The following is a 9,989-nucleotide window of genomic DNA, read 5'->3' on the forward strand; positions in this document are numbered from 1 at the left end:
CCATCAACCTTCACGCATATGCCTTGCGATCATAGGCTTTGCGCGCACGGCGCGCACGCCCGATCAGCGAGAGAACGCCGCCAAGCGCAATCAGCCCGCCGCCCAGCCAGATCAGCGTCACCCAGGGCTTCCACCACAGGCGAAGCTGCCAGCGCCCCTGCGCATCTTCTTTGCCGAGCACGGTATAGAGTTGCCCGTCGACGCGCGTCGCGATCGCTGCCTCGCTTGTCTCGGTCGGGGGTGATGCGAACATGCGCGCCTGCGGCACGAGCACGAAGGGCTTGCCGTCGCCGCGCCGCGCGGTGAGCGTTGCCTCGAGCGCGGTCCAGTTGGGCCCCGCGATCGGTTCGACCTTGTCGAGCCGGACCGTGAAGGGTCCGACCGACTGCGTCTCCCCGACACGCGCAGCGACGAGCGTTTCCCTGGTGAAGGCGCTTTCGCAGGCCATACCCGCCAGCGCGACCGCAATGCCGAAATGCGCGGTCACCATGCCCCATGTGAACAGCGGCGTGCGACGCAGATTGCGCTTCCACAGCGGGGCGATGCTGGCGGCGGCCAGCCCTCCCGCGAGCACGAGGCCAAGCAGCGGAAAAATGCCCGTTCCCGGCGCGAGGATGATGAGCACAAGCAACGCGACCGCGCTGATCAGGATCGGTACGGCAATGCGGTTGAGCAGCGCTTTGGCGTCATCGCGGCGCCAGCGGAGCAGCGGCCCCGCGGCCATGAGCGCAACCATGATCAGTGCGATCGGGCCTGCGGCGGCGTTGAAATAGGGAGGGCCGACCGACAGCTTCTCTCCCGAGATCGCTTCGGCGGCGAGCGGATAGAGCGTTCCGATGAGCACGATGCCAAGGATGGCCGAGAGCATCAGGTTATTGGCGACGAGCGCGCCTTCGCGGCTCACCAGATCGAACTGCGAACCCTCGCGCACAGTACCAACGCGCAGGGCATAGAGCGCGAGCGCCCCGCCGATATAGATGACGAGCAGTGCGAGGATGAAGCTGCCGCGCGTGGGATCGACCGCGAAGGCGTGGACGCTGGTGAGAATGCCCGATCGCACGAGAAAGGTGCCGACCATCGACATCGAGAAAGCGACGACCGCAAGCATCACCGTCCACGCGCGGAGGCCGTCGCGCGTCGCGAGCACGGTCACCGAATGGAGGAGCGCGGTCGCGGCGAGCCAGGGCATGAGCGAGGCGTTTTCGACCGGATCCCAGAACCACCAGCCACCCCAGCCAAGCTCATAATAGGCCCAATAGCTGCCTGCGGTGATACCAAGCGTCAGGAACACCCAGCTGATCAGCACCCATGGCCGCATCGCGCGCGCGAAATCGGCGCCGACGTCGCGCGTCACCAGCGCACCGACAGCAAAGGAAAAGGCGATCGAAAGCCCGACATAGCCGAAATAGAGCGTCGGCGGATGGAAGGCGAGGCCCGGATCCTGCAGCAGCGGGTTGAGCCCCTGCCCTTCGGCCGCCGCCGGAATCAGGCGCGCGAAGGGATTGGAGGCGAACAGCAGAAAGGCGTAGAAGCCGAGCCCGATAAAGGCCTGAGCGGCGAGCGTCGCCATCAGCGTGCGCTCGTTGAGACGCCGCTCGAACAGCGCGACGAGCGCGCCCGCCAGCGCCAGGATCGTCACCCAGAGCAGCATCGAACCTTCATGATTCCCCCAGGTGCCCGCGAACTTGTAGAGCCAGGGCTTGGCCGAATGGCTGTTGGCCGCGACCAGCGCCACCGACATGTCCGAGCGCAGGAACAGCCAGATCAGCAATCCGAAGGCGATGACGGTCAACAAGCCCTGCACCGCCGCTACCGGCCGCACGGCCTCGAGCAGCGCATCGCGCCCGCTCAGCCCGATCACGCCCAGGGCAAGCTGAAGCGCGGCAAGCGCAAAGGCCAGCCAAAGCGCTGCCAGTCCGGCTTCTGCGATCATTCGACCTTGCCCGTCTTGTGCATTTCGCCCTCCAGCTGGGGCGGCATGTAACGCTCGTCATGCTTGGCAAGAATATTGTCGGCGACGAACGTGCCATTGGCGTCGAAGCGCCCTTCGGCGACGACGCCCGAATTTTCCTTGAAGAGGTCGGGGACGATTCCCTTGAAGCGAACCGGCACACTTTCAGCGTTGTCGTGCACGACGAAACGGATCGTGACGCCATCGGGCTCATGCGCGATCGAGCCATTGGCGACCATGCCACCGAGCCGGATCGCCTGACCCGCCGGAACCCCGGCCTTTTTCGCGTCGGTCGGCGAATAGAAATAGGCGGCCTGATCCTTGAGCGCCGACATGGCGAGCAGCGCCGCGCCGATAATGGCAACGATCGCGACGATGCCGAGGGTGAGGCGCTGATGCTTGGCCTTCACTGGTCGCGCCTCAACTCGTCGGAGAGTCTCTCTGCCTTGCGCATCGACGCCCACGCCCACGCAACGACGCCAAATGTTCCCGCAATGGTCAGCGCATAGGCCGCAATGATGAAAGGCCAGTGATTCATGAGCGCCTCGTCACGTCTGGGCCATCCGCTTCAGGCGCGCCTCGACGCGAATTTCCGCGAGGCTCGCGCGCATGCGCATCAGCACGATCGCGCCGAAGAGCAGCGAAAAGCCGAGCGTCGTAAAGCCAAGCGGCCAGAGGATTGAGGCGTCGATCGTGGAACCCTTGAGCGTGATGCTCGGCCCCTGATGGAGCGAATTCCACCAGACGACCGAACGGTTGATGATCGGAATGTTGACCGCGCCGACGAGCCCGAAAATCGCGGTCGCGCGGCTGACGCTGCCCTTTTCCTCGCTCGCATTCGCCAGCGCGGTATAGCCGAAATAGAGGAACAGCAGCACAAGCATCGAGGTCAGGCGGCCGTCCCATTCCCACCAGGTGCCCCAGGTCGGGCGCCCCCAGATCGATCCGGTGATGAGGCACAGCCCGGTGAACAGCGCGCCCGGCACCGCGATGGCGCGTGCTGCCACGCCGCTGAGCGGGTGGCGCCAGACGAGCTGCATCAGGCTCGCGATTGCGATCCCCGTCCAGCCCCCCATGCCGAGCCATGCCGCCGGTACATGGACGTACATGATGCGCACGCTTTCACCCTGAAGATAATCGGGCGGCGTCAGGAACAAGCCCGCCACCATGCCGATTGCGATCAGCAACGCCCCCGCCCAGCCGAGCCAGGAGGTCAGCGGTCGTGCGATTTTCAGGAAACGTGCCGGATTGGCGAAACCGTGCATCGGGTAAGCGATGAAACCTCAATAAGTTAAATGACGACGCGACCCGCCGGTCCCTGCCGGCGCGGCCTTGTGCCACCATCGCCCCCTCAAGAGCAAGAGATTCGGCTGCCCATCCGCGAACGCCCGTGTTTACGGGAACGGGCTCAACCGCGTCCGATCAGCCTTTTCGCAATCCGGTCCGCCACGTCCGATGCCGGATCGCCGGTGGCGTCGCTCTCGTCCCACACCTGACGGAGGCGATCGGGGATGCGGTGGATTCGCGCCTCGACCTCGGCCCGGTCACCATGGCCGAGATATTCGAGCCCGACATTGATGATGCCGCCGGCATTGATGACATAGTCGGGCGCATAGAGGATGCCGCGCGCCTTCAGCCTTGCGCCATCGTCATGCGTGGCGAGCTGGTTGTTGGCGCCGCCCGCGATCACGGTCGTGCGAAGTGCGGCGATCGACTTTTCGTGGAGGATCGCACCGAGCGCATTGGGGCTGACGATATCGGCGTCGATGCCCAGGATCTCGTCGGCCGCAACCACTGCGGCGCCCAGTTCCCCGGCCAGCGCTTTTGCGCGGTCTGCATTGACGTCTGCCAGCGTCAGCTTCGCGCCTTCCTTGGCGAGCAGCCGCGCCAGACCGCCACCGACGCTCCCCACGCCCTGGATCGCCACGTGCACGCCAGCCATGTCGGACTTGCCGAGACCGCGCTCGGCTGCCGCCTTCACGCCGAGAAATACGCCAAGCGCCGTGAACGGCCCCGGATCGCCGCCGGCATTGCCATGCTCGACCGGCAGGCCCGAGACATGACGTGTGCTTTTGGCGATCTGCACCATGTCGGCGTCGCTGATGCCAACGTCCTCGGCGGTCACATACTTGCCGGCCAGCGATTCGACCGCGCGTCCGAAGGCAGCGAGGAGTTCGGGGGTCTTTTCAGCGCCGGGGCCAGCGAGAATCACGCCCTTGCCGCCACCCAGCGGCAGGTCGGCCATCGCGTTCTTGTAGCTCATTCCGCGCGAAAGGCGCAGCGCGTCGGTGATCGCCTTGGACTTGTCGGTGTAGGACCAGTAGCGCACCCCGCCCATGCCCGGGCCGAGGTGCGAACTGTGCACCGCGATGACCGCCGTCAGGCCGGCGGCCGGGTCACGAAAGAGGTGAATCCCCTCATGATCATCAAAATCGGGATATTCCCACACCGAGTCCATCGCAGATCCACCCAGAAAATTAAATTACCGGTGACCGCAATAATATTATCGAAACGCGATTGCGAGTCCGAATAGCAGCGGGAGGAAAATGGGGCGACCGAGGGGACTTGAACCCCCGACCCCTGGTACCACAAACCAGTGCTCTAACCAACTGAGCTACGATCGCCATATGTGCCGCTCGGGCCGCGCGCTCATAAGTGCGCGCTCCTCCAGCGTCAAGCGACCTCTATCAGAAACGACCCTGCAGCGAAAATACATATCCGTCCTGCGTCTGACGGAAACCCGACAACACCAGCCTGGACCCCAGCGCGGGATCGGCGGGGCGGACCGCAAGATCAAGTTCGTAGCGGCCGTCCTCGAACAGCCTGACCGAGAGCCGCTCCATGCCCGACTGCCCCTGCAGCGGCAGCAATAGTGCCCCGCCATCGCAGCGCGCATTGCCGCCAAGCCCCTGCCCCAGACTGATTCCCGCGATGTCACCCGCGACCGTGGCGCGGACACGCCCCTCGGCACGATCGCATTGCCCGTCCTTGAAGCGCACGCTGACATCGGTCAGGTCGAGCATGTCCACGGGCAGCGGCGCAAACACGGCGCCGACGGGAATTGCGCCCGTCATGTCGTCTATTCCAACGGTATTGCGGCTGACACTGACGGCGCCCTTCAGCGGCGGTGCGCTTTCATCGGTTGCGTCAAGGTCGACACGGGCACGCCCCACGAGAAGCTGGACGGGTGAAAGCCTCGCGCCGAGATCGCCGAGCGATGCATCGCCGAAGCGGGTCTCGGACAGGCGTCCCAGCCAGACGCTGCCCTCGGCCTTGCGTGCGGAAAGACCCTGATCGTCGAGAGTGAACCAGTCGAGCGCGAGCCGGAGCGGCAACAAGGCGAACATCGCGACCAGAAAGGCGCACAGGAAATAGAGGCCGCGCCCCAGCGGAAGCCTGATTCGCCTCATTGCCCGCGCCCCCTCAGCGTCGCCTCGATGCTGAGCGTCCGGTCGCTATTTGCGCGCGCGACGAGCTTTTCCGGCACGATGCCACGCCGTTCCAGATCAGTGAGCCAGCCGAAAAAAGCCTGCGGGCGCGCCGATCCGATCGCGATCGTGACACGGTCGCGCCCTTCGGGCTCAACGCGTGTCAGCACGAAGCCGATCTCTGCCGCCGCCTGACCGACCACGGTGTCGATCGGTGCGGGGAGCGGCTGGGGAGCGCTTTTCCGGTAGTCGCGCAAAGCGTCGACCTTCGCGGCCACCCGGGCGTGATCGATGACCGCGCGGGCGTGGCGCTCGCGCGCCGACGAAACGCCGTTGCCCACCCAGAGAATGAGCAGCCATGCCAGGACGACGCCCATCAGCGCGAACATCACCAGCAGCATCCGTTGCTCGCGTGTGGTGCGCAGCACCCACCACGCCTTGAATTTCCCGGTCATGGCAGTTTCACCGTCATTTCCACAATGTGCCGTCCCGCCGCCTGCTGGGGGGTAGTCGCTGTGCCGTCGAAGCCATAGCGCTCGAGTTGCGCCTGGAAGGCGGTGATATCGCCCGGCGTCGCCGCGGAGAGGCCGATCCGCAAGGTTCCGTCGACGCCGAAGTCGAAGCTGGTGAGTTCGACATTGGGCACGGCGCGCACCGCAGAGAATATCGCCGCGGCCGTCGCTGCAAAGCCGGCGCCGCCGCCACGATAGGCCGCCAGCCGGTCGTCCAGCGCCTGGACGGCCCCCTCGTCGCTGGTCGCATCGGGCGTGACCGTCCGCGCGAGATTCGCGCTGCGCAGTTCAAGCGCGTCGGCCGCATAGTTATATTTGAGAATGAGCGCGAGATTGGTCGTGAGCAGCACCGCGACGATGCCCGCGCCGATCATGGCGAGCCGCCGGATCAATCGCCAGTCGACCGCCCAGCGATGCTTCCGGGTATAATTCGCCTGACGCAGATTGAGAGGGAGCGCCGAAAGCGCCGCGATCCATTCGGACTGCGCCGCACCATTGGACAGCGCCTCGACCGGCGCATTGCCCACGATCAACGGGGTCAGTGCCGCATCATCTGCAAAGACGCTGCCCGGTCCGGCCACGATTGTCTCGCCCAATATATCGGCCTTGACGAAGCCTTCGTCGGGACGGCGCAGCAACAGCGATGCGGGCACGAGCGCATCGGGGTCGAAACCCGATGCCTGCGCCGTACCAAGCCAGGTCGCGATCCTCGCGTGATCGACGGTAGCGACCAGACGATCGCCGCCCTCCCCCTCTTCGCCGACAGCGACGTGCAGCGAATCGAGTGGTGATATGCTGTTCTCGGACGCCAGCAATCGCGCTGCGGCGCGCGCCTGCGCAGGGGTCAGCCCCGGCAGCTCGGCCCAGTTGATCGTGACATCGGCCGCCGGCGCAACCGCAATCACGCGCTCCTCGGCAAGTTGCCTGTCATCGGCAGGCCGAATTGCGACGAGATCATCGCCTTCTTCGACGATGACGCCTTCGGCAACGCGCAGCCACCGGACGGGCGCGTCCACGTCGGGCGGGAACCGCAAGATCAGGAAGCGATCATCGCTCATGAAGGATCGCCCCATTGCCGGCTCACCAGCCGCGCCGGCTTCAACGCACCATCGATCAGGGCAGTCTCCTGCAATTCTGCGCCGCCGAGCTCGATCGTGATGTCGAGCGCGAACCAGCGCGTCGTGAGTTTGGTCTGGCTTTGCACTTCCTGCCCCGGATTCAGTGTGTCCAGCGCTGGACGATCCCAAAATGTGACGGTGCTTCCATAGCCATCGGCCGGTCTTTCCGCGAGCAATTTGCGCGCGGTCTGAACATCAAGCTTTCCGGGGATCAGCATCGAGAACAGCGGCGCCTGTTCGGGAAGCAGCGTGTTGACGTTGATCGGCGAAAGCTCGCTGTTGGGAAGTGCGCACACCCAGGGCCTGAGCCTGTCGTAGAGCTCGGGCGTCACCCCCGCCACGGCGCGCAGCTCGCTCACGTCGTACAACCGCGTATTCGCCGCCAGATAGGGGCTGGCGAGCCCCTGATAATAGGAATCCTCGGCACCGTCGGCGCCCGGAATGTCGTCGGTATCGACCCAGTCGGCGAGCGCGGCGGCGACACGGCGCGCGACATCGGGGCGGATCTCGAGCGCGGCCATGAGCGCCACGAACTGCGCGATGCCCGTGGGATTGGGCTCAAGATCGGCGGCCGAGGCGCCGCGCGAAACGCTGTTGAGGTTGAAGCAGTTGCCGCCATCGCGGACCCGCGCCTGGGCGAGTCCGCCGGGAATCGGCAGATTGGTCCGCTGGCCGTTCCAGCCGCCTACGAGCGTCGTCTTCGCGGCATCGCGATCGACCAGATCGGTGATCCGCATCAGCGCCAGCGTTTCGGCCGCCTGGCTATAGGCGCGCGCCTGATCCATCGCCGCGCCATTGGCGGCGAGATGCGTCGACAGCCGCAGTTTCTCGAGCGCAGCCGCCGCGAGCACTGCCATCACCGCGACCAGCAGCAGTACGCTCAGCAGCGCCGCGCCCTCCTCGCCCCTGCGCGGCATCAGTAGCGCGCCCCGACGAGGAAAAGCTGGCGGATCTCGGGCCCACCGATTGGCTTGATCATCAGGTCGACAGCATCGGGCATCGCCTCGGGCTGGGTCGCATCCCACGCGTCACGCCATTCATCATCCACGCGGAAGCGCAGGCGGATCGATTCGATGTCGTCGAACACGACGGCCGCGGGCAATTCCTCGCCGCCATCGAGCATCGCAAAGCCCGCACGCATCAGATTGCCATTCTCGAACCGGTATTCGACGCGCTGCAGCGACGCCCGCGCTGCGCCCGTCCCATTGCTCCAGCCCGAACGGACAAAGCCCAGCAGCGGTGCCTGCCCGCCCGGCGCCGCCGCCGAAAAGGCCGGAATGCGATCTCCGCGAGCATCGCGCGGCATGCGCGGTACCACCTGGGCGAGATCGCTCGTGAGCACCGCGCCAAGCCGCCGGATCTCCGCCATCTCGGCAAGCCGCACGTTCGCGGCGTCCTGTGCGCGGACACTGAAAGTCAGCAGCGCGACACCCGCCGCCGACAAGATACCGAAGATGAGCAATGAGACCATCAGCTCGACAAGCGTGAAGCCGTGTTCGGCGGAACGCCTCACGGGCGTGAAGCCGTGTTCGGCGGAACGCCTCACGGGCGTGAAGCCGTGTTCGGCGGAACGCCTCACGGGCGTAAAGCCGTTTTGGGCGGGGCGCTTCACTTGACCTGCCTCACGACGGTCAAGCCGGCCTGATTGCGCCCGGTCATGTCGAGAACCGAAATGTCGATCCGGACGATACGTTGGTCGCCTGGGCGCGTCGTGCGGCGCTGCCAGCGCCAGCGCCGGCCGGCGTTCGTCTCCTCGCCGCTGGTTTCGCCGAGTGCGGGTGCGGTCGGATCGGTCAGTGTCTCGACCGCGACATTGCGCGCGACGATCTGCGCGATCAGCTTCTGGTCGAGGTCGGCGGTACTGGACAGCGTCGCGCCTTCGAGGCGCATCAGCGCCAGGGCGGCCAGGCTGAACACCGCCAGCGCGACGAGCATTTCGATCAGCGTAAAGCCTGACTCACGATCCGACATTGACCGTTCCGTCCTGCCCGATCGCGATAGCGACTTCCTCTCCTTCCCGGCGCAATGTCACCGTTGCGGGTTCGCTGAGAAGGCCGGTGGTGTCGAAGATGATCGTCTTGCGGGAATCCCGGCCAATCGTGACGCGCGTCCCTTGCGGCCATTCGGTGCGAGCCAGCGCACGCTGCTGCAATGGACGCCATTCGCCTCGGCGACGTTCCTCAAAGCCATAGCCCAGCGGATCGATGATCAGGCTCGTTTCGCGCCCATCTATTATCGCGCCGTCACGCGCGACGGCGACGCGCGCGGCGAAGCGCTCCGCCTCGGTGACCAGACGGCCACGCGGATCGGGCATCGTCAGGATCACGACGGCGGACATCAGACCGACGATCACGAGCACGATCATCAGTTCGACAAGCGTGAAGCCGTGTTCGGCGTAACGCCTCACGGGCGTGAAGCCGTGTTCGGCGTAACGCCTCACGGGCGTGAAGCCGTGTTCGGCGTAACGCCGCACGAGCGCGGATCCCTGCCGTGCCTAGCGCCAGTTACCGATATCGGCATTCTCTCCCTCGCCACCCTCGGCACCATCCGCTCCCAGCGAATAGACGTCGAATGTCCCGTTCCGGCCCGGAACCGCATAGAGATACGGCCGCCCCCACGGATCGTCGGGCAACCGCTTCACATAGCCGCCGCGCCGATAGCGATCAGGCTGGGTCAGCGATGCGGGCGGCTGAACGAGTGCGCGCAAGCCGTCCGACGCACTGGGGTAGGCCAGATTGTCGAGGCGGTACATCTCGAGCGCCTGTTCGAGCAGCGCGACATCGGCTTCCGCCTTCTTGCCCATCGCCTTGTCCTGGCTCGGCAGGACGTTGATCACGACTATGGTGGTCAGCAGTCCGATGATCACGATGACGACCATGAGCTCCACGAGTGTGAAGCCTTGTTCGCGGCGCTTCCGTTTCCGCACGACGGTGGCGTTGTGTTGCGTGTCTTCGATATGAATTTCTGTGGTCATTTGAAC

Annotated in this window: 13 protein-coding genes and 1 tRNA gene; all 14 read right to left on the reverse strand. The window is 65.5% G+C overall.

Translation table 11 applies throughout. The features are described 5' to 3' along the window. Positions 1-10 precede the first annotated feature (10 nt). Positions 11-1,933: a heme lyase CcmF/NrfE family subunit gene (locus MKI88_RS09240; protein ID WP_241631057.1), complete on the reverse strand. Its 1,923-nt coding sequence runs from the start codon at positions 1,931-1,933 to the stop codon at positions 11-13. Further along, positions 1,930-2,361, reverse strand: coding sequence for a cytochrome c maturation protein CcmE (gene ccmE, locus MKI88_RS09245; RefSeq protein WP_241631058.1), 432 nt, complete (start codon positions 2,359-2,361; stop codon positions 1,930-1,932). The genes MKI88_RS09240 and ccmE overlap by 4 nt, the downstream gene beginning before the upstream one ends. Continuing rightward, on the reverse strand, positions 2,358-2,489 hold the full coding sequence (locus MKI88_RS21410) for a hypothetical protein (RefSeq protein WP_281063728.1): 132 nt from the start codon (positions 2,487-2,489) through the stop codon (positions 2,358-2,360). Before MKI88_RS21410 ends, ccmE begins: the two co-directional genes overlap by 4 nt. Positions 2,490-2,499: 10 nt before the next feature. Beyond that, positions 2,500-3,216, reverse strand: a complete 717-nt coding sequence (ccmC, locus tag MKI88_RS09250) for a heme ABC transporter permease CcmC (RefSeq protein ID WP_241631059.1) — start codon at positions 3,214-3,216, stop codon at positions 2,500-2,502. A gap of 143 nt (positions 3,217-3,359) precedes the next feature. Further along, positions 3,360-4,409: a Glu/Leu/Phe/Val dehydrogenase gene (locus MKI88_RS09255; protein ID WP_241631060.1), complete on the reverse strand. Its 1,050-nt coding sequence runs from the start codon at positions 4,407-4,409 to the stop codon at positions 3,360-3,362. Positions 4,410-4,498: 89 nt separating this feature from the next. Continuing rightward, positions 4,499-4,575: transfer RNA gene (locus tag MKI88_RS09260), tRNA-His, on the reverse strand. Positions 4,576-4,638: 63 nt separating this feature from the next. After that, positions 4,639-5,361 carry a type II secretion system protein N gene (locus tag MKI88_RS09265; RefSeq protein ID WP_241631061.1) on the reverse strand — a complete coding sequence of 241 codons (723 nt, stop codon included), beginning with the start codon at positions 5,359-5,361 and terminating at the stop codon, positions 4,639-4,641. Then, positions 5,358-5,834, reverse strand: coding sequence for a type II secretion system protein GspM (gspM, locus tag MKI88_RS09270; RefSeq protein ID WP_241631062.1), 477 nt, complete (start codon positions 5,832-5,834; stop codon positions 5,358-5,360). Before gspM ends, MKI88_RS09265 begins: the two co-directional genes overlap by 4 nt. Further along, the gene (gene gspL, locus MKI88_RS09275) at positions 5,831-6,949 is read right to left on the reverse strand and encodes a type II secretion system protein GspL (RefSeq protein ID WP_241631063.1); all 1,119 of its coding nucleotides are present in this window, start codon (positions 6,947-6,949) and stop codon (positions 5,831-5,833) included. The genes gspM and gspL overlap by 4 nt, the downstream gene beginning before the upstream one ends. Beyond that, entirely contained in the window at positions 6,946-7,926 is a 981-nt protein-coding gene (gene gspK, locus MKI88_RS09280) for a type II secretion system minor pseudopilin GspK (protein ID WP_241631064.1), read from the reverse strand. Before gspK ends, gspL begins: the two co-directional genes overlap by 4 nt. Further along, positions 7,926-8,621 carry a type II secretion system minor pseudopilin GspJ gene (gene gspJ / locus MKI88_RS09285; RefSeq protein WP_241631065.1) on the reverse strand — a complete coding sequence of 232 codons (696 nt, stop codon included), beginning with the start codon at positions 8,619-8,621 and terminating at the stop codon, positions 7,926-7,928. The genes gspK and gspJ overlap by 1 nt, the downstream gene beginning before the upstream one ends. Beyond that, positions 8,618-8,980 (reverse strand): type II secretion system minor pseudopilin GspI, encoded by a 363-nt coding sequence (gene gspI, locus MKI88_RS09290; protein WP_241631066.1) that lies wholly within the window; start codon positions 8,978-8,980, stop codon positions 8,618-8,620. The genes gspJ and gspI overlap by 4 nt, the downstream gene beginning before the upstream one ends. Next, positions 8,967-9,482: a GspH/FimT family pseudopilin gene (locus MKI88_RS09295; RefSeq protein ID WP_241631067.1), complete on the reverse strand. Its 516-nt coding sequence runs from the start codon at positions 9,480-9,482 to the stop codon at positions 8,967-8,969. Before MKI88_RS09295 ends, gspI begins: the two co-directional genes overlap by 14 nt. Positions 9,483-9,503: 21 nt before the next feature. After that, the gene (gene gspG / locus MKI88_RS09300; protein ID WP_241631068.1) at positions 9,504-9,983 is read right to left on the reverse strand and encodes a type II secretion system major pseudopilin GspG; all 480 of its coding nucleotides are present in this window, start codon (positions 9,981-9,983) and stop codon (positions 9,504-9,506) included. Positions 9,984-9,989 lie beyond the last annotated feature (6 nt).

Origin of the sequence: Sphingomonas sp. LaA6.9 (assembly GCF_022601895.1) — a bacterium.
Lineage (GTDB): Bacteria > Pseudomonadota > Alphaproteobacteria > Sphingomonadales > Sphingomonadaceae > Sphingobium_A.

What these genes read in the sequence shown, in the direction of transcription:
- MKI88_RS09240 (WP_241631057.1), bottom strand. Translation starts at nt 1,933, where the DNA reads ATGATCGCAGAAGCCGGACTGGCAGCGCTTTGGCTGGCCTTTGCGCTT.
- MKI88_RS21410 (WP_281063728.1), bottom strand. Translation starts at nt 2,489, where the DNA reads ATGAATCACTGGCCTTTCATCATTGCGGCCTATGCGCTGACCATTGCG.
- ccmC (WP_241631059.1), bottom strand. Translation starts at nt 3,216, where the DNA reads ATGCACGGTTTCGCCAATCCGGCACGTTTCCTGAAAATCGCACGACCG.
- MKI88_RS09255 (WP_241631060.1), bottom strand. Translation starts at nt 4,409, where the DNA reads ATGGACTCGGTGTGGGAATATCCCGATTTTGATGATCATGAGGGGATT.
- MKI88_RS09265 (WP_241631061.1), bottom strand. Translation starts at nt 5,361, where the DNA reads ATGAGGCGAATCAGGCTTCCGCTGGGGCGCGGCCTCTATTTCCTGTGC.
- gspM (WP_241631062.1), bottom strand. Translation starts at nt 5,834, where the DNA reads ATGACCGGGAAATTCAAGGCGTGGTGGGTGCTGCGCACCACACGCGAG.
- gspL (WP_241631063.1), bottom strand. Translation starts at nt 6,949, where the DNA reads ATGAGCGATGATCGCTTCCTGATCTTGCGGTTCCCGCCCGACGTGGAC.
- gspK (WP_241631064.1), bottom strand. Translation starts at nt 7,926, where the DNA reads ATGCCGCGCAGGGGCGAGGAGGGCGCGGCGCTGCTGAGCGTACTGCTG.
- gspI (WP_241631066.1), bottom strand. Translation starts at nt 8,980, where the DNA reads ATGTCGGATCGTGAGTCAGGCTTTACGCTGATCGAAATGCTCGTCGCG.
- gspG (WP_241631068.1), bottom strand. Translation starts at nt 9,983, where the DNA reads ATGACCACAGAAATTCATATCGAAGACACGCAACACAACGCCACCGTC.